Raw genomic sequence first — 18152 nt, 5'->3', positions numbered from 1 at the left:
TGGCTCCACCATGTGCAGGTAGAGGGTCTGCCAGCCGTCACCGTGGTCAATCTTGACGTAGTAGCCGCCGCCGGTCCCCATCGGCCCGCCGGGGTGCGGCCACCCAGGGTGCCGCTGATGCCGGACCGTTCCACCCGCCCCCCGTAGGCGGCCAGGATCGGACGACCCCAGTTGTTTCCGGCGGTCGACGTCATGTCGATGTCGTAGTCGTCATGGCCCACGTACGTGCTGAGGTTCCACGTCTCACCGCAGGTGACGGGTAGCTGGAACAACGGTCGAGGACCGGCCGCCTGAGCGCCGACGACACCCAGGCTGGCGCCGGTCAACACGACAACACCGATGGCCCCCGCCGCAGCGGCTCGCGCGGTGAATCCTCGTACGAGTTTCGTTAGCAACAGTGCTCCCTCGTGGATGTGGCGACGACGAGATCCGGTGCGTTTCGGCAGCCGGGTGCCATTTCTCCGCGCTGATCTCGCCAGCACCTCGCCGAACGCCGTGCCGGGTAGGTAAAAGGCCGTACCGCGTCGCCAGAACTGGCCGTTATCTGCGTCGCCCGCGAATCCTTGGAGGTACGCCGCTAACGACTGATAACCGCCCGCTGCGCTCGGTGTGGCCAATGAAGACGGTGCCAGATGGGCCAGGGAGAAAAGCTTGACGATTGCTTGACAGCAGGCAGCAGCGGCCGGGGCGGCACACCGATCCTTCGGTGGGCGCCCACGATCGACAGGGCTTAGGGGATCAGCAGACCGGAGAAAGCCAGCAATGCTGTGCTGGTCGTGCGCCACCCCAGCGGGTTCCCGGCCGTGCGAACGCACTGATGACGGGCGTGCGAACCCGATGGACACGCGCAGAAGGCGCGGTGAGCACCGTCGCCGAGTCGGTCTTCGTAGGCCATGCAGCCGCTCACCGACCGGCGGGCGTCCGGCGGCCGGTGGTCAGGCGAGAGGTCCCAAAGGGGTTCGCCCGACCACCGGCGGCCGGATCAGGAAACGGCCAGCGGCCGGGCGTCGGCGCGCACCGGGGCCGGCAGCGTGCCGACACCGCCCAGGTAGCCGTGGATGGCGGCGGCCACAGCCCGCCCCTCGGCGATGGCCCAGACGATCAGCGAGGCGCCCCGGTGCATGTCACCGGCCACGAACACCCCGTCCGCGTCGGTCTGCCAGTCGTCCCGGGCGTCGACAGCGCCCCGGGGATTGCGGGTCACGCCGAACTGGGCAAGCAACGGCTGCTGCTCGGTGCCCTCGAAGCCGATCGCCAACAGCACCAGATCGGCTGGCAACTCCCGCTCGGAGCCCGGCACCACGGTGACCACGCGCCGACCGTCGTGCTTCTCCACTGTCACCTCGGCGATCCGCACCGCCCGCACCTGTCCGGTGCCGTCGTCGACGAACTCCTGCACCGCCACGGCGAAGACCCGCTCGCCGCCCTCCTCGTGCGCCGGGTAGCTGCGCAGAATCCACGGCCACGTCGGCCACGGGTCCCGGGCCTCGTCGCGCTCGCTCGGCGGCTGCGGGTACAGGTCGAGCTGGTGCACGCCAGCGGCTCCCTGCCGATGCGCCACACCGAGACAGTCGGCAGCGGTGTCACCGCCACCGATGATCACCACGTGCTTGCCGGCCGCGTCGATCGGGGTGCCGTCCGGCAGCACCGCGCGGGCCGCCCGGCCCTCGCCGGTGACCGCCACGCCAGGCCCGCCGCCGGCCGCCGTGGCGACCGCGCGATTCGCCGCGACCAGGTGCGCCATCGCCTGGTGTACGCCCCGAAGCGCCCGCCCCGGAGTGTCCGGAGTGTCCCGCCCCTGCAACGCGCCGCAGGCCAACAGCACCGCGTCGTGTTCGGCGCGCAGCTGCTCGGCGGTGACGTCCACCCCGACGTTCACCCCGGTGCGGAAGCGCACCCCCTCGGCGGTGAGCTGGGCCAGCCGGGCGTCGATGTGCCGCTTCTCCAACTTGAAGTCGGGGATGCCGTACCGGAGCAGGCCACCGATCGCGTCGTCGCGCTCGTACACAGTGACCGCGTGACCGGCGCGGGCCAGTTGCTGGGCGGCGGCCAGGCCGGCGGGCCCCGAGCCGACGACGGCGACCGAGCGGCCGGACGGTGCCGGCACCGGGCGCGGCGGGAACCCGCGCGCCGCAGCGGCGTCGGCGATCTCCACCTCGACCTGTTTGATGGTCACCGGCTGGCCGCCGGCGATGCCGAGGACGCAGGCCGCCTCACAGGGCGCCGGGCAGAGCCGGCCGGTGAACTCCGGGAAGTTGTTGGTGGCGTGCAGCGATTCCACAGCGGCGTCCCAGTTGCCGGTGCGGACCAGGTCGTTCCAGTCCGGGATGCGGTTGCCCAGCGGGCAGCCGTCGTGGCAGAACGGAATGCCGCAGTCCATGCAGCGGGTGGCCTGCTCACGGATGAGTTCCTCGCCGGCCGGCGGGTACACCTCCCGCCAGTCGCTGATCCGCACCGGCACCGGGCGGCGGGCCGGCAGCCGCCGGTCGTAGCGCAGGAAACCGTTCGGGTCAGGCACGTGCCACCTCCTGGGCCGCCACCCGCGGGGCGGGCGGCACCGGCGCGGCGGACGGCACGCTGAGCGCGCTCATCACCGCGTCATCGACGTCGCGGCCGGCAGCTTCGGCGGCCTTCATGATCTCCAGCACCCGGCGGTAGTCGCGGGGCACCACCGCGGTGAACTCGGCCACCGCCTCCGGCCAACGCTTGAGCAGCTCCTCGGCGACCGCCGACCCGGTCTCGGCCACGTGCCGCTGGACCAACTCGTGCAGCAGCGCCTGCTCCTGCTCGCCCAGCGGCGCCAGGTCGACAAGCTCCGCGTTCACCCGGGCACGGTCCAGGTGGTGCACGAACGCGGTGCCGCCGGACATGCCGGCCGCGAAGTTACGGCCGGTCGCGCCGAGCACCACCACCGTGCCGCCGGTCATGTACTCGCAACCGTGGTCACCGACGCCCTCGACCACGGCGACCGCGCCGGAGTTGCGCACCGCGAACCGCTCCCCCACCCGACCGCGCAGGAAGACCTCACCCGCGGTCGCCCCGTACAGGATGGTGTTGCCGGCGATGATCTGGTCCTCGGCCCGCTGACCCGGCGCGGCGTCCGGGTCCAGGAACGGCGCGGCGGCGTCCGGACGGACGATGATCCGCCCGCCGGAGAGGCCCTTGGCCACGTAGTCGTTGGCGTCGCCGTGCAGCCGCAGGGTCACCCCGCGCGGCAGGAACGCGCCGAACGACTGCCCGGCAGTGCCGTGCAACACGAACTCGATGGTGTCCTCGGGCAGACCGGCACCGCCGAAACGACGGGTCACCTCGCCGCCGAGCATCGCGCCGACGCTGCGGTGCTCGTTGCGCACCGCCACCTCGACCCGCACCGGGGACCCCTCCGTCAGTGCCGGACGGGCCAGTGCGATCAGCTCGTTGTCGAGCGCCTGCTCCAGGCCGTGATCCTGGGCGCGTACCCCGCGTCGGGCCGCGCCGGCGGGCAACTCCGGCAGGTGCAGGACCGGCGCGAGGTCCAACCCGTGCGCCTTCCAGTGCGTCACCGCCGATGCCACGTCGAGCACCTCGGACTGCCCGATCGCCTCCTCGATCGACCGGAAGCCCAGCTCGGCAAGGTAGCCCCGGACCTCCTCGGCGAGGAACAGGAAGAAGTTCTCCACGAACTCCGGGGTGCCGGTGAAGCGCTCCCGCAGCACCGGGTTCTGGGTGGCGATGCCGACCGGGCAGGTGTCCAGGTGGCAGACCCGCATCATCACGCAACCGGCGACGATCAGCGGGGCGGTCGCGAAGCCGAACTCCTCCGCGCCGAGCAGCGCCGCGATCAGCACGTCCCGGCCGGTCTTGAGCTGACCGTCGACCTGCACGGTGACCCGGTCGCGCAGCTTGTTGAGCAGCAGCGTCTGCTGCGCCTCGGCCAGCCCCAGTTCCCACGGGGTGCCGGCGTGCTTGAGCGAGTTCATCGGGGACGCGCCCGTGCCGCCGTCGTGGCCGGAGATCAGGATGACGTCCGCCTTGAGCTTCGCCACCCCGGCGGCGACGGTGCCGACGCCGACCTCGCTGACCAGCTTGACGTGCACCCGGGCGGCCGGGTTGACGCACTTCAGGTCGTGTACGAGTTGGGCGAGGTCCTCGATGGAGTAGATGTCGTGGTGCGGCGGCGGGGAGATCAGACCGACACCGGGCGTGGCGTGCCGGGTCCGGGCGATCCACGGCCAGACCTTGTTGCCGGGCAGCTGACCGCCCTCGCCGGGCTTGGCGCCCTGGGCCATCTTGATCTGGAGGTCGTCGGCGTTCACCAGGTATTCGCTCGTCACACCGAACCGACCGCTGGCGATCTGCTTCACCGCCGAGCGCCGGGCCGGGTCGTGCAGCCGGTCGACGTCCTCGCCACCCTCACCGGTGTTCGACTTGCCGCCGAGGCGGTTCATGGCGATGGCGAGCGTCTCGTGCGCCTCCGCCGAGATCGACCCGTACGACATGGCGCCGGTGGCGAAGCGCTTGACGATCTCGGTGGCCGGCTCGACCTCGTCGATCGGCACCGCCGGGCGCAGCCCGGTACGCAGGGTGAACAACCCCCGCAGCGAGCCGGCCTGCGCCGCGAGCGCGTCGACAGTGGCCGTGTACTTCCGGAAGACGTCGTACTGCCGGCTGCGGGTGGCGTGTTGCAGCAGGAAGACCGTCTCCGGGTTGAACAGGTGCAGCTCACCCTCGCGACGCCACTGGTACTCGCCACCGACCTCCAACCGGTCGGAGTTGGCGGTGCCCGCCGGGGGCCAGGCCAGCGCGTGCCGGGCGGCCACCTCGGTGTGCACGCCCGCGAGGCCCACCCCGCCGATGCGGCTGGGGGTGCCCCGGAAGTAGCGCTCGACCAGTCGGGTGTCCAGGCCGACCGCCTCGAAGACCTGCGCCCCGCAGTACGACGAGACAGTCGAGATGCCCATCTTCGACATGATCTTCAGGACGCCCTTGCCGAGCGCCTTGGCGTAGTTGCGCACCGCGGCGGCGGGCTCCACGCCGGCGAGCGCGCCAGTGGAGATCATGTCCTCGAGCGACTCGAACGCCAGGTACGGGTTGACCGCCGCCGCGCCGTAGCCGATCAGCACCGCCGCGTGGTGCACCTCCCGGCAGTCGCCGGACTCCACGATCAGCGCCGCCTGGGTGCGGGTCTGCTCCCGCACCAGGTGCTGGTGCACGGCGGCGGTGAGCAGCAGCGACGGGATCGGCGCCAGGTCGGCGTTGGAGTCCCGGTCGGAGAGCACCAGGATGCGGACGCCGTCCTCGATGGCCTCGGAGACGTGCCGGCAGATCTCGGTCAGCCGGGCCTTGATCCCGGCCGCGCCCTCCCGGATGCGGTACAGGCCGGACACCCGGACCGCCTTGAAGCCGGGCAGGTCGCCGTCCTCGTCAATGGAGAGGATCTTGGCCAGCTCGTCGTTGTCGATCACCGGGTGCGGCAGCACGATCTGCCGGCAGCTCGCCGCGCCCGGGTCGAGCAGGTTGCCCTCCGGCCCGATCGTCGACGCCAGGCTGGTCACCAACTCCTCTCGGATGGCGTCCAGCGGCGGGTTGGTGACCTGGGCGAAAAGCTGGTGGAAGTAGTCGTAGAGCAGCCGCGGCCGGGTGGACAGTGGCGAGATCGGGGTGTCCGTGCCCATCGAGCCCAGCGGCTCGGCGCCGGTGCGGGCCATCGGCGCGAGCAGGATCTTCAGCTCCTCCTGGGTGTAGCCGAAGGTCTGCTGCCGGCGGCGCACCGAGTCGTGGGTGTAGACGGTGTGCTCGCGGGCCGGCAGGTCACCCAGCTCGATCAGCCCGGCGTGCAGCCAATCGCCGTACGGCTGGGCGGCGGCCAACTCGGACTTGATCTCCTCGTCGTGCACGATCCGGCCGGCCACGGTGTCGACCAGGAACATCTTGCCCGGCTGGAGCCGCCCCTTGGCGACCACGTGCGCCGGGTCGAGGTCGAGCACGCCCGCCTCGGAGCCGAGCACCACGAGCCCGTCGTCGGTCTGCCACCAACGCCCCGGGCGCAACCCGTTGCGGTCAAGCACCGCGCCGACGATCTCGCCGTCGGTGAAGGCCACCGACGCCGGCCCGTCCCACGGCTCCATCAGGCTGGCGTGGAACCGGTAGAAGGCACGCTTGGCCGGCTCCATCCCCGGGTCGTTCTCCCAGGCCTCCGGGATCATCATGAGCACCGCGTGCGGCAGGCTCCGGCCGGCCAGGTGCAGCAACTCCAGGACCTCGTCGAAGTTCGCCGAGTCGGAGGCGGCGGGGGTGCAGATCGGGAAGACCCGCCGGATGTTGCCCGGAACGTTCGGCGAACGCAGCAGCGCCTCGCGGGCCTGCATCCAGTTGCGGTTGCCCCGGATCGTGTTGATCTCGCCGTTGTGGGCGATGAAGCGGTACGGGTGCGCCAGCGGCCAGGACGGGAAGGTGTTTGTCGAGAAGCGGGAGTGCACGAGCGCGATCGCGCTCTCCACCCGCTCGTCGCGCAGGTCCGGGTAGAAGGCCGGCAACTGGTCGGGGGTGAGCATCCCCTTGTAGACGATCGTCCGGCTGGACAGCGACGGGAAGTACGCCGGCACGCCCCGCTCGGCGGTCTCCCGCTCGGCCTGCTTGCGCAGACAGAACGCCACCCGGTCCAGCTCGATGCCGCTCAGCGCGTCGCCGGCCGGGCCGGCGGGTGAACCGGTGAGCCGGCGCGCGGCCACGAAGACCTGCCGGACCCGGGGCATCGCCGCCAGGGCGGTCTCGCCGAGCCCGTCCGGGGCGATCGGCACGTCCCGCCAGCCGAGCACCTCGGCACCCTCGACGAGGGCGTACTTCTCGACCACCTGCCGGGCACGGGCCTCGCCAGCGTCGTCGTCGGGGAGGAACACCAGCCCGGTGGCGTACTCGCCGGCCGGGGGGAGCGCCACGTCGGCAGCAGCGCGCAGGAACGCGTCCGGCACCTGGATCATGATGCCCGCGCCGTCGCCGGTGTTGGGCTCCGCGCCCCGGGCACCCCGGTGGTCCAGGCGGCAGAGCGCGCCGAGCCCGTTGGCGACAACCGAGTGGGAGCGGCGGCCGTGCAGGTCCGCCACGAAGGCAACCCCGCAGGCGTCGTGTTCCCGCGCGGGGTCGTAGAGGCCCTGGGCGGACGGGCCGGCACCGGGCATCGGGGACGCCTGCGGGCTGTGCGGGGTGTGCGGCTGTGTCGTTTCCGCGTACGGCTGAGCCACCGGGCCTCCTGTCGTCACTCAGGTTGATCATGGTGGGGACGACGTCGGCCCGTGGGTCTATTGAGTCTACGTTAGGGCCAGGCTCGCACTGCCACCTGAGATTGATCACACCGTCCACTGGCTGGGACGTGTAGTCTCGCGCGGTGGATCCGCTACACAAGGACGTCTTCGACCGGTTGGAACACTTCTACGACGCGGTGCCCCGCGACGTCGCCGCTGCCGAGGACCACGGCGCGTTTGTGCTGTTCGTGCGCGAGGGTGCCGGTTGGCCGTTCTACGCCCGCCCCCGGATCGGTGCCACCGAGCCGCCGTCCCTGGCCGACGTGACCTCGGTACGCGAGCGGCAGCGCAAGCTGGGCCTGCCGGAGGCCTTCGAGTGGGTGCACGAGACCACCCCCGAGCTGCTGGCGGTGGCCCGCTCGGCGGGGCTGCACGTGCTGGAGGCACCGCTGATGGTGCTCGACCCGGCAGCGCTGCCCGACCCGGCGACCCTGTCCGACGTGGCGGTACGGGTGCTGGCACCGGACTCGCCCGACTTCGCCGCCGCCGTCGCGGCCCGACGCGCTGTCGCAGCGGTGTCGTTCGCCGCCGCCGGCACCGCGCCCGGTGACGCCGGCCCGGCCGAGCGGGACGCCGCCGTCACCGAACTGGAGTTGGCCGCGCTCGACGAGGAGCGGGCCCGGATCGCCGACGGCCGACGGATCTCCGCGCTCGCCGGGACACCTACCGACGGCGCGCTGGCCAGCGGCATGGCCATGCGGGTGGGCGACGTCGCGGAGATCGCCGGCGTGGCGACGCTGCCGACCGCCCGGCGGCGAGGGCTGGGCGCCGCGCTCACCGCCACCCTCGCCCGGGAGTTGCACGAGGCCGGCACCGACCTGATCTTTCTCTCCGCGGGCAGCGAGGACATCGCCCGGGTCTACCTGCGGGTCGGCTTCCGCCGCATCGGCACCGCCTGCATCGCCGAACCCGCCGCGCTCATCGCCTGATCGCTCCGGCGCCGCCGCCCCCGCCTGCGTCGATCATGGAGTCGTGGTGCCGGGTTAGGACGGGTTTGTCACGCTTCGACTACCACCACAACTCCATGATCGACGTAGCGGACGAGGGGGCTGGGTCAGGTGGGGGGGCGCCACTGGGCGGCGGAGGCGGCGGCACTGGACAGCAGCCGGGTGTTGATCGTGCCGAGGGCGGCGTCCCGGGCGCGCAACGCCAACCGGCCCCGGGCCTGGAGCACCGCCGACATCCGCCGGGTCTGCCGGACCACTGTCGTGGCCCGGGGGCGACGCACCCGGTCGTACGCCTGCACGGCGTCGGGCAGTCGCGCCTCGCGCAGCAGTGAGGCGAGCGTGGCGGCGTCCTCGAACGCCAGGCAGGCGCCCTGCCCCAGGTGCGGTGGCATGGCGTGCGCCGCGTCGCCGAGCAGCACCACGCCGCCCGGCCCGACCGGGAAGCCGTACGCACGGGGCAACGGACGCAGTTCGCGGACCTCCTGCTGGACCAGGTCGGCCGGGTCGGTGGCATCGAGCAGCGCGCCGATCGGGGCGGGCCAGCCCGCGTACCAACGGCGCAGCAGGGCGAGTTGGGTCTCCGGTGGTTCCGGGCGCGGGGCGCCGGCGGCGGTGGCCACCCAGTAGATCCCGCCCCGGCTGGACCCACCCGAGGAGCCGCGATCACCCAACGACGCGGCCACGAACCGGTAGCCGGCACCGAGGATCTCCCCGGCCAGCGGTTGGTCGTCGGGCAGCCGCGGTGCCTGGTACCAGGGAATGACGGCCCGCCAGGCGGCGCACCCGGAGCTGACCACCCGGGACTCGGGGGCGAGTTGGCGGCGGATGCCGCTGTCCGTGCCGTCGGCGGCGACCACCAGGTCGGCCTCGATGGTGTGCCGTCCGTCGCTGACCGCCGGCCGTTCCCCCGGCTCGACCCGGACGTGCCGCACGGTCACGCCGGTACGCAGCTCCACCCGCTCACCGAGGCCCGCGATGAGGGCGTCGTGCAGGTCCTCGCGGTGCACCACCACCGGCATCCGGTCGGCCGGGATGGGCCGGGGCTGCACCAGCCAGTGCCCGTCCGGGCGACGGACCCCACCGTCGGCCAGCGGGGTGGCGATGGCGGCCAGTCCCGCACCGAGGCCGAGCGCCTGCAACGCGCGGACGCCGTTGGGCCAGAGCACCACGGCGGTCGGCTCGGGGCGAATCCGTTCGGCGCGTTCCAACACGGTGACCCGCCAGCCGGAGCGGGCCAGCGCGCCGGCCACCGCGAGGCCACCGACCCCCGCGCCGACCACCACCGCGCTTCGCATGGGTGCCGCCCCCGCTCAGCTGTCCCGGTCGGCGGGCCGTACGCCCGCGGCGTCGGCCCGGTCGGCACGGGGAGCCGACGGGTCGTCCGTCGACTCGTCGTCGCTCGGCTCGTCGTCGCTCGGCTCGTCGGCACCGGGTGCCGCATCACCGAGTGGCTCGTCGCCCGGCCGGGAGTCCTGGTCGGTGGCCGGCTCCGGCGGGATGACGCCGGTGTCCTGCCAGGCGGCGTACTGCTGCTCGTTCACCACCCGGTACCCCTCCGGCGCGGCGGTCCGGGCCGGGGTCTCCCGCTCCGAGAGGTCGACCTGGGACAGGTCGGAGGCGGGAGGCGGGGTCGGCGTCGCCGCCGCGCCGAGCGGGATCAGGTAGTCCCGCGGGCCGCGCACCCGGACGAAGTAGATCAACGCGCCGAGGAAGACCAGGGCGGCGGTCCAGACGTTGAGCCGGACGCCCAGAATCTGGTTGGCCTCGTCGGTGCGCATCAGCTCGATCCAGAACCGGCCGGCGGTGTAGCCCATCACGTAGAGCGCGAACGCGCGGCCACGCCCCAGCTTCAGCCGGCGGTCCAGGATGAGGACCAGGGCGACGACGCCGAGGTTCCACAACGCCTCGTAGAGGAAGGTCGGCTGGTAGAGGCCGGGTTCGAGGATCGGCTGCCCGGCGTCGTCACGCAGCGAGTGCCCCGGGTTGTCCGGGTCCATCCGGTGGATCTGCAGGCCCCACGGCAGGTCGGTCCGGCCACCGAACAGCTCGTTGTTGAACCAGTTGCCGAGCCGGCCGACCGCCTGGGCCAGCGGCAGCCCAGGAGCCAGCGCGTCGGCCACCACGCCGAACGGGATGCCGAGCTGCCGGGCGGCGATCCACGCACCGATTGCGCCACCGGCGACGGCACCCCAGATGCCGAGACCGCCCTCCCAGATGGCGAACGCCTTCATCGGCTCACCACCGGCGCCGAAATATTTCTCCGGCGAGGTGATGACGTGGTAGATCCGGGCGCCGATGATGCCGGCCGGCACCGCCCAGACGGCGATGTCGAGCACCGCGCCGGGCGCGACGCCGCGCTGCCGCAGCCGGCGCTCGGTCACCCAGCAGGCAAGCACGATGCCAGCGATGATGCAGAGCGCGTAGGCCCGGATCGGCACCGGCCCCAGCTGCCAGACCGCGGTGCTGGGACTGGGCAGGGCCGCCTGGGGGGACAGCGAGGCGAGGGTCACGGGTGCACACGCTACCGCTGCACACCCTCGTAGCGGCACCCCGGGCACGGCAGCGCGCACTTCGGTGACTTCTGGTTTGCGCCACCGTAGGCTCTTTGTCCATGAGCGCGCTCACCTGGGCGGTCGCCGCGGTCGTCAACGACGACGCCGGCCGGGTGCTGCTCTGCCGGCAGGGCCGGGGTGAGCGCCGCCACGCGCTACCCGGCGGGCGGCTACGCCCGGCCGAGAGCCCGGCGCAGGCGGCCCTGCGGGACATCCGCACGGAGACCGGCTGGGAGATCGAGCTGGTCGACCTGGTCGGCGTCTACCACCTGACCGGCCCCGGCGGGCAGCCGTCGCCCGGACGCGCCGGGCCACTGCCGAACGTCCTCGTGCACGTCTTCCGGGCCCGCGCCGCCGGCCCACCGGCGGCCGACCCGCTGCCGGGCTGCCGGTTGTCCTGGCACTCCCCCGACGCGCTGCCGGAGGCCGTCACCCCGCTCACCCTGGCCGCCGTCACGCACGCTCGCGCCGGCCGCTCCGGCGTACTGCACGCCGTCCCCTGGACGCCCGACGCCGTCGACGCCCCGCCGCCACCAGCCGCTCGCGTGGCCGAGGAGTGTGGGCGGGCGAGTGACCCGGCCGCACCGCCGGGGACCGGCCCGGACGCACGGCCGGGGACCGGCCCGGACGCACGGCCGGGGACCGGCCCGGACGCACCGCCGGGGATCGGCCAGGACGCACGGCCGGGCGTGGGGCAGCCACCGGGACAACGCGGCGAGCCCGCGGACCCGTCCCTACGGCCCTGAGAACCAGGGGCGAGCACCAGAGATCCGCCGCGTGGGCCTCACCGGATGACCGGTATACCGGTTACGAGGCACACGTACCCCGTGGCCCACACGGCTTACCGGCGGCGGACCGGGCCCGGGGCTCAGCGGGCCGGGTTGCGGACGCCCTCGGCAAGCTCGGTGCTGAGGGCCCGCAGGGCAGTCAGCCCCTCCGCCTCGGTGGGCGCGTCGAGGAGACACCGGATCAGCGCGCTGCCGACGATCACCCCGTCGGCGTAGCCGGCGACGGTGCCGGCCTGCGCACCGGTGCCCACGCCGAGACCGACACCCACCGGCAGGTCGGTGACCTCCCGGACCCGGGAGACAAGCGTCGGTGCGGCGTCCGAGGTACGCGCCCGCGCCCCGGTGACACCCATCACCGCTGTGGCGTAGACGAAACCACGACAGTGCTGCACGGTCATCGCCAGCCGCGCGTCGGTGGACGACGGGGAGACCAGGAACGTGCGGTCCAGTCCGTGTGCGTCGGAGGCGGCCAGCCACTCCGCCGCCTCGTCGGGAATCAGGTCCGGGGTGATCAGGCCGGTGCCACCGGCGGCGGCGAGGTCACGGGCGAACACGTCCACGCCGTACCGCTCGACCGGGTTCCAGTAGGTCATGGTGACCACCGGCGCGCCGGTGGCGGCCACCGCCTCGATGATGCGCAGGGTGTCCCTGGTGCGGACGCCGCCGGCCAGCGCGATGTCACTTGCCTTCTGGATCACCGGCCCGTCCATCACCGGGTCGGAGTAGGGGATCTCCACCTCGATGACGTCGACGCCGGCCTCGACCATGGCGGTCATCGCGGCGATGCTGCCGTCGACGGTCGGGAACCCGGCCGGCATGCAGCCGATCAGCAGGGCCCGTCCGTCGGCGCGGGCCTTGTCGAAGGCCACCCCGATCCGGCTCATCTCACCGCTCCTTGTCGAGGATGCCGAAGTAGTCGCCGGCGGTGTGCACGTCCTTGTCGCCCCGACCGGAGAGGTTGACCACGATGGTGGGCTCCCGACCCAGTTCGGCGGCGAGCTTCGGGGCCAGCGTGACGGTGCCGGCGAGCGCGTGTGAGCTCTCGATCGCCGGGATGATCCCCTCGGTGCGGCACAGCAGCTCGAACGCGGCCATCGCCTCGTCGTCGGTGACCGGCAGGTAACTCGCCCGGCCGGTGTCGTGCAGCCAGGCGTGCTCGGGCCCGACGCCCGGGTAGTCCAGACCGGCGGAGATCGAGTGCGACTCCAGCGTCTGCCCGTCGGCGTCCTGCAACACGTAGGTGCGGGTGCCGTGCAGGACCCCGGCCGACCCACCGGTGATGCTCGCCGCGTGCCGACCGGTGGTCACCCCGTCACCACCGGCTTCGAATCCGTACAGCCGCACGTCGTCGTCGCCGACGAACGCGTGGAAGATGCCCAGCGCGTTGGAACCACCGCCGACGCACGCGGTGACCGCGTCCGGCAGTGCGCCGGTCAGGTCGAGGCACTGCTGACGGGCCTCGTCACCGATGCCCCGGACGAAGTCGCGGACCATCGCCGGGAACGGGTGCGGGCCGGCGGCGGTGCCGATCAGGTAGTGCGTCTCGTCGACGTTCGCCACCCAGTCGCGCATCGCCTCGTTCATCGCGTCCTTGAGGGTGCGCGAGCCGGTGGTCACCGGCACGACGGTGGCCCCGAGCATCCGCATCCGGGCCACGTTGAGCGCCTGCCGCTCGGTGTCGACCTGGCCCATGTAGACCACGCACTCCAGGTCGAACAGGGCGGCGGCGGTCGCGGTGGCCACGCCGTGCTGGCCGGCGCCGGTCTCGGCGATCACCCGGGTCTTGCCCATCCGCTTGGTGAGCAGCGCCTGGCCGAGCACGTTGCGCACCTTGTGCGCACCTGTGTGGTTGAGGTCCTCGCGCTTGAGCAGCACCCGTGCCCCGAGCTTCGCGGAGAACCGCCGGGCCTCGTAGAGCAGCGACGGCGTACCCGCGTAGTCCCGCAGCAGCGCGCCGAACTCCGCCTGGAAGGACTCGTCCGCCATCGCCGTGCGCCACGCCCCGTCGAGCTCGTCGAGCGCGGCCACCAGGGCCTCGGGAACGAACCGACCGCCGAAACGGCCGAAGTGGCCGGCGGAGTCGGGCTGCGGGCCGGCCACCGGGGCCAGCGCGTCGGCGCTCATCGGAAATCCTCTCGGTGGGAACGTCCGGTGCGAGGTCAGCGCACCGGACGGGGCGTGGCCGGGTGGTTACCCGCGTTGACCAACTCGGCGACCGCCTCGCGAGGGCTCTTCTGGGTGACCAGGCCCTCGCCCACGAGGACCGCGTCAGCACCCGCGGAGGCGTACCGGATCAGGTCGTGCGGACCACGCACGCCGGACTCGGCGATCTTGACGACGCTGCTGGGCAGGCCGGGCGCGATCCGCTCGAACACCGACCGGTCGACCTCAAGGGTACGCAGGTCACGGGCGTTGACCCCGATCACCTGAGCGCCCGCCTCCAGCGCGCGGTCGGCCTCTTCCTCGTCGTGCACCTCGACCAGCGCGGTCATGCCCAACGACTCGATCCGCTCCAGCAGGCCCATCAGCACGTTCTGCTCAAGGGCGGCGACGATCAGCAGCACCAGATCGGCGCCGTGCGCGCGTGCCTCGTGCACCTGGTAACTGGAGACCACGAAGTCTTTACGCAGCACCGGCACACTCACCGCGGCCCGCACGGCGGCCAGGTCGTCGAGCGAGCCACCGAACCAGCGCCCCTCGGTCAGCACACTGATCACCCGCGCCCCACCGGCCGCGTAGTCGACAGCCAGGTCGGCCGGATCGGCTATCTCGGCCAGCCGCCCCTTGGACGGCGACGAGCGCTTCACCTCGGCGATCACGGCCACGCCCGGTTTACGCAACGCCGCGTACGCGTCCAGCGGCGGCGGCGCCGCCGCCGCCAGTGCACGGATCCGCTCCAGCGGAACCTGCTCCTGGCGTCGGGCGACGTCCTCACGCACGCCAGCCAGAATCTCGTCGAGCACGCTTACGGACGCTGCCTGACCGGCATCGTCCCCCTCCGCGTGCGCATGCTCAGCAGTCACCAACGGACTCCCCTCTCCGGGCGTCATGGGCCGATGCTAGGGGCAGCCGACCGACACCGAATGCCGGGGGTATGGCGCTGCTCACGAAAAGGGCTGCGGCATAATGGCCGACTTGCCGTGAACGGTGTGTCACGCAGCGCCACCTCCCGTATCGACAATCGTCACCCGGTATGGAGCCTGACGGCCCGCGGTCAGCAGGTGCCGTTGCATCGATCATGCCACCAGTTCCGGACCGGCGCCCGACGACAACGGCGTCGATCGATGTTGTGAGCAAGCTCAAGGCCGAACGGACGGTCCCTGGTCACGGCCGGGGCGGGACAGTTGACCGGGCGGTCACGACGGCGAAACGTCAACCGGCCAGCATCGTCCTCGGGCAGACTCGATGAGGCGCCTGCCCCGACCGTCGCAACTCCTCGTGCGAGGTGACCATGAGCATGTCCGAGCCGCAAGCGACAATCGGCCTGACGACCATCTCGCGGACGGTGGCATCGCTGGCCGTCGGGGTGGTGCACACCGTGGAACGGGCAGTGGTGGGCGAAGGGCGGATGCGCACAGCGCGTGGCAACGCCTGGGAGGCGGTCTGCGCCGACCGGGCCCGCGCCGACCAGCGCGCCGAACTCAACCGCCTGGTGGCCGAACTGACCGCCGCCCGCGCCGCCACCCAGCGACCGCAGCGGGACCGTCAGCCGGTCGGCTGACCCCACCGACGGTAACGGCCGTCGCCGTCAGTCGGTCGTCGGATCCTCACCCCGATCAAGCGCGTCCCACGCCTCGGTGGTCCGCCGCCCGGCCATCGGCGCGGACGAGTCCGGTGTGCCGCTCGGCGATGGTGCGCCCCCCGGCGCGGTGCGCCCCGGCCGTTCGTACCGGGCGCCCATCGCCGGCCAGCCAGCGCCGCGCACCGCCGTCCAGAACCCACCGGCAGCCGCCAGCACGCCGCCGAGCAGGCAGAGCACCGGCCACTGCCGGTTCACCGAGCCGTCGACGTCGACGCCCAGCCCGTACCCAGCACCGGCCGCCACCGCCAGCGCGAGCACCCCGAGCACCGCGCCGAGCACCTGCCGCGGCCGGCCCCGGGTCGCCAGCACCGCGCCACCGCCGGCCAACGTCACCAGGGCCAACGCCGGCAGCCACGGCAGCAGCCCCGCACCGCTGCGGGTCTCCCGTACCGGCGGCAGCGGCGCCGGGCGCACGGTCAGCTCGACCGACCAGGTCCGCGTCGCGGCCCACAGCGCCAGGCCCGCGCCGACCAGGCAGAGCAGCACGGCGTACGTCAACTCGCGCCGGCCCCCGGCGGACCGCTCGCCGTCAGTCACCGGACCACCCCTCCGATCGCGACTGCGGGGCTCCGCTGCGCTGCACTCCTCGCGCTCACCGAGCCACCCCTTCCGTTCGCGACTGCGGGGCTCCGCTGCGCTGCGCTCCTCGCGCTCACCGAGCCGCTCGCAACGTCTCGGCGGCGGCGATCGCCGCCAACACGGCGGCGGCCTTGTTGCGCGTCTCCTGCTCCTCGGCGGCCGGATCCGAGTCGGCCACCACACCGGCTCCGGCCTGCACGTAGGCGCGGCCGTCACGGATGAGCGCGGTCCGAATGGCGATCGCCATGTCCAGGTCGCCACCGAAGCCGAAGTAGCCCACAGTGCCGCCGTAGAGGCCGCGGCGGACCGGCTCCAACTCCTCGATGATCTCCATGGCCCGCACCTTCGGCGCACCGGAGAGGGTGCCGGCCGGGAACGTCGCGGCGAGCGCGTCGAACGCACTCTGATCGTCGCGTAACGTGCCGGTGACGGTGGAGACGATGTGCATGACGTGGCTGTACCGCTCGATGGTGGCGAACTCGGGCACCTCCACGCTGCCGGGCTGACACACCCGGCCCAGGTCGTTGCGGCCGAGGTCGACGAGCATCACGTGCTCGGCCCGTTCCTTCGGATCGGCGAGCAGCTCCGCGGCGAGCACGGCGTCGGCGGCGGGGGTGTCGCCGCGCGGCCGGGTGCCGGCGATCGGGTGCAGCAACACGTGACGCCGCCCGTTCGCACCGCCGGTGACCTTCAGGTGCGCCTCCGGGGACGAGCCGACGATGTCGTACCCGTCGAAGCGCAGCAGGTACATGTACGGGCTGGGGTTGCTGGTACGCAGCACCCGGTAGACGTCAAGCGGGTCGGCGTGCGTCGAACGCTCGAAGCGCTGGGAGAGCACGATCTGGAAGCACTCACCGGCCCGGATCGCCTCCTTGGCCGCCTCCACCGCCTTCGGGTAGCCGCCGTCGGGCGTACGGCAGAGCACCTCCCCGACCTGCGGACGCTCGACGGTGGAGATCATCGGGGGGATGGGGCGGGACAGCGCCGTGGTCATCGCGTCCAGCCGGCCCACCGCGTGGTGGTACGCGGCGGCGACCTGCGGGGCGCGGTCCGGGGCGTCCAGCGGCGGCAGCACCGCGTTGGCGACCAGGATCGCCGAGCCGTCGTAGTGGTCGAGCACCACCAGGTCGGTGGCGAGCATCATGCCCAACTCCGGCACGCCGAGGTCGTCCTCGGTCAGCTCGGGCAGCCGCTCGAAGCGGCGCACCAGGTCGTAGCCGAGGTAGCCGACCATGCCGCCGGTCAGCGGCGGTAGACCGTCGGAGGGGTCCCCGGCCGGGCCGGCGAGCGCCGCCACCGTCTCCCGCAGCACCCGCACCGGGTCACCCTCGGTGGGCAACCCCGCCGGCGGCTGGCCGAGCCAGGTCGCCACGCCGTCCCGCTCGACCAGGGTGGCGCTGCTCCGTACGCCGACGAACGAGTATCGCGACCAGGCCATGCCGGCCGAGCCGACCCCCTGCTCGGCGGATTCCAGCAGGAACGTGCCGGGCCCCCCGGCCAGCTTGCGGTAGACCCCGACCGGCGTCTCCGCGTCGGCCAGCAGCCGCCGGGTCACCGGCACCACCCGCCAGTCGGCGGCCAGCTCGGTGAAGGTGCCCAGGTCGGGGCTGACGATGCCGTCGGTCATGGCTGGGTCTGCCTTTCGTTCGCGGCTGCGGGGCTGCGCCGGGCTGCGCCGCGCCGGCTCACCGGCCCTCCGGGGCGGTGACGGGCAACTCGGTGAAGAAGCAGGTCCGGTGTCCGGTGTGGCAGGCCGCACCGACCTGCTCCACGCTCACCAGCAGGGCGTCCCCGTCGCAGTCCAGCGCCACCGAGCGGACGTACTGGTGGTGCCCGGAGGTGGCCCCCTTGACCCAGTATTCGCGTCGGCTGCGCGACCAGTAGGTGGCCCGGCCGGTGGTCAGGGTGCGGTGCAGCGCCTCGTCGTCCATCCAGGCGACCATCAGCACCTCTCCGGAGTCGTGCGCGCGGACCACCGCGGCGACCAGACCGTCGGCGGTGCGGCGCAGCCGGGCCGCGATGGCCGCGTCGAGTCGGGACGGGCGGGCCGACCCGGCTGCCACCGGGTCGCTCGGATCGCTGGGGACGCCGGTCGCCGGCGAGTCAGGTACGGACACAGTGTCCAAGTGTCCCGCACGTGGCGCGGGCACCGGCGACCGCTCCCGGCAGGGCTGCGGCGCGGACCCCTCGGGCCGGGCCAGCTG

At 72.9% G+C, this 18152-nt stretch carries 13 protein-coding genes and 1 pseudogene; 3 read left to right on the top strand and 11 right to left on the bottom strand.

What is annotated here, in order from left to right:
- From AB0B85_RS18050 to gltB, 3 genes and pseudogenes are all read right to left on the bottom strand, one after another.
- Positions 1-329 (bottom strand): annotated as a pseudogene (locus AB0B85_RS18050) (M23 family peptidase); the annotation flags it as partial.
- Between the two features lie 653 nt (positions 330-982).
- On the bottom strand, positions 983-2518 hold the full coding sequence (locus AB0B85_RS18045) for a glutamate synthase subunit beta (RefSeq protein ID WP_357408560.1): 1536 nt from the start codon (positions 2516-2518) through the stop codon (positions 983-985).
- Entirely contained in the window at positions 2511-7157 is a 4647-nt protein-coding gene (gene gltB / locus AB0B85_RS18040; protein ID WP_357408585.1) for a glutamate synthase large subunit, read from the bottom strand. The genes AB0B85_RS18045 and gltB overlap by 8 nt, the downstream gene beginning before the upstream one ends.
- Positions 7158-7363: 206 nt before the next feature.
- Here gltB and AB0B85_RS18035 point away from each other — a divergent pair, with 206 nt between their 5' ends.
- On the top strand, positions 7364-8209 hold the full coding sequence (locus tag AB0B85_RS18035) for a GNAT family N-acetyltransferase (RefSeq protein ID WP_357408558.1): 846 nt from the start codon (positions 7364-7366) through the stop codon (positions 8207-8209).
- A gap of 125 nt (positions 8210-8334) precedes the next feature.
- On the opposite strand, the gene AB0B85_RS18030 is transcribed toward AB0B85_RS18035, so the two are convergent.
- Entirely contained in the window at positions 8335-9522 is a 1188-nt protein-coding gene (locus AB0B85_RS18030; protein ID WP_357408556.1) for an NAD(P)/FAD-dependent oxidoreductase, read from the bottom strand.
- Between the two features lie 15 nt (positions 9523-9537).
- Positions 9538-10737 carry a prolipoprotein diacylglyceryl transferase gene (lgt, locus tag AB0B85_RS18025; RefSeq protein ID WP_357408554.1) on the bottom strand — a complete coding sequence of 400 codons (1200 nt, stop codon included), beginning with the start codon at positions 10735-10737 and terminating at the stop codon, positions 9538-9540.
- Between the two features lie 101 nt (positions 10738-10838).
- Here lgt and AB0B85_RS18020 point away from each other — a divergent pair, with 101 nt between their 5' ends.
- A complete protein-coding gene (locus tag AB0B85_RS18020; RefSeq protein ID WP_357408552.1) occupies positions 10839-11525 on the top strand; it encodes an NUDIX hydrolase in 687 nt (228 codons plus the stop codon).
- Between the two features lie 122 nt (positions 11526-11647).
- Here AB0B85_RS18020 and trpA read toward each other — a convergent pair whose 3' ends face one another.
- The 3 genes from trpA to trpC are packed head-to-tail and all read right to left on the bottom strand — an operon-like array spanning position 11648 to position 14530.
- A complete protein-coding gene (gene trpA, locus AB0B85_RS18015) occupies positions 11648-12451 on the bottom strand; it encodes a tryptophan synthase subunit alpha (protein WP_357408550.1) in 804 nt (267 codons plus the stop codon).
- Position 12452: 1 nt separating this feature from the next.
- Positions 12453-13691, bottom strand: coding sequence for a tryptophan synthase subunit beta (trpB, locus tag AB0B85_RS18010; protein WP_357408548.1), 1239 nt, complete (start codon positions 13689-13691; stop codon positions 12453-12455).
- Positions 13692-13726: 35 nt separating this feature from the next.
- Positions 13727-14530: an indole-3-glycerol phosphate synthase TrpC gene (trpC, locus tag AB0B85_RS18005; RefSeq protein ID WP_357408583.1), complete on the bottom strand. Its 804-nt coding sequence runs from the start codon at positions 14528-14530 to the stop codon at positions 13727-13729.
- 488 nt (positions 14531-15018) lie between these two features.
- Here trpC and AB0B85_RS18000 point away from each other — a divergent pair, with 488 nt between their 5' ends.
- Positions 15019-15288 carry a hypothetical protein gene (locus AB0B85_RS18000; protein ID WP_357408546.1) on the top strand — a complete coding sequence of 90 codons (270 nt, stop codon included), beginning with the start codon at positions 15019-15021 and terminating at the stop codon, positions 15286-15288.
- A gap of 27 nt (positions 15289-15315) precedes the next feature.
- Here AB0B85_RS18000 and AB0B85_RS17995 read toward each other — a convergent pair whose 3' ends face one another.
- The 3 genes from AB0B85_RS17995 to hisI form a co-directional block, all read right to left on the bottom strand.
- Positions 15316-15906 (bottom strand): Trp biosynthesis-associated membrane protein, encoded by a 591-nt coding sequence (locus AB0B85_RS17995; protein WP_357408544.1) that lies wholly within the window; start codon positions 15904-15906, stop codon positions 15316-15318.
- A 115-nt stretch (positions 15907-16021) separates the two neighbouring features.
- The gene (locus AB0B85_RS17990) at positions 16022-17575 is read right to left on the bottom strand and encodes an anthranilate synthase component I (RefSeq protein ID WP_357408542.1); all 1554 of its coding nucleotides are present in this window, start codon (positions 17573-17575) and stop codon (positions 16022-16024) included.
- 58 nt (positions 17576-17633) lie between these two features.
- Positions 17634-18065 carry a phosphoribosyl-AMP cyclohydrolase gene (gene hisI / locus AB0B85_RS17985; RefSeq protein ID WP_357408581.1) on the bottom strand — a complete coding sequence of 144 codons (432 nt, stop codon included), beginning with the start codon at positions 18063-18065 and terminating at the stop codon, positions 17634-17636.
- Between the last annotated feature and the right edge of the window lie 87 nt (positions 18066-18152).

This window comes from Micromonospora sp. NPDC049044 (assembly GCF_040649215.1).
Taxonomy (GTDB): Bacteria; Actinomycetota; Actinomycetes; order Mycobacteriales; family Micromonosporaceae; genus Micromonospora.
Note: the sequence above shows the minus strand (reverse complement) of the source record. Positions and strands in the feature narration are given on the sequence as shown.

What these genes read in the sequence shown, in the direction of transcription:
- gltB (WP_357408585.1), bottom strand. Translation starts at nt 7,157, where the DNA reads ATGCCCGGTGCCGGCCCGTCCGCCCAGGGCCTCTACGACCCCGCGCGG.
- AB0B85_RS18030 (WP_357408556.1), bottom strand. Translation starts at nt 9,522, where the DNA reads ATGCGAAGCGCGGTGGTGGTCGGCGCGGGGGTCGGTGGCCTCGCGGTG.
- AB0B85_RS18020 (WP_357408552.1), top strand. Translation starts at nt 10,839, where the DNA reads ATGAGCGCGCTCACCTGGGCGGTCGCCGCGGTCGTCAACGACGACGCC.
- trpA (WP_357408550.1), bottom strand. Translation starts at nt 12,451, where the DNA reads ATGAGCCGGATCGGGGTGGCCTTCGACAAGGCCCGCGCCGACGGACGG.
- trpB (WP_357408548.1), bottom strand. Translation starts at nt 13,691, where the DNA reads ATGAGCGCCGACGCGCTGGCCCCGGTGGCCGGCCCGCAGCCCGACTCC.
- AB0B85_RS18000 (WP_357408546.1), top strand. Translation starts at nt 15,019, where the DNA reads ATGAGCATGTCCGAGCCGCAAGCGACAATCGGCCTGACGACCATCTCG.
- AB0B85_RS17990 (WP_357408542.1), bottom strand. Translation starts at nt 17,575, where the DNA reads ATGACCGACGGCATCGTCAGCCCCGACCTGGGCACCTTCACCGAGCTG.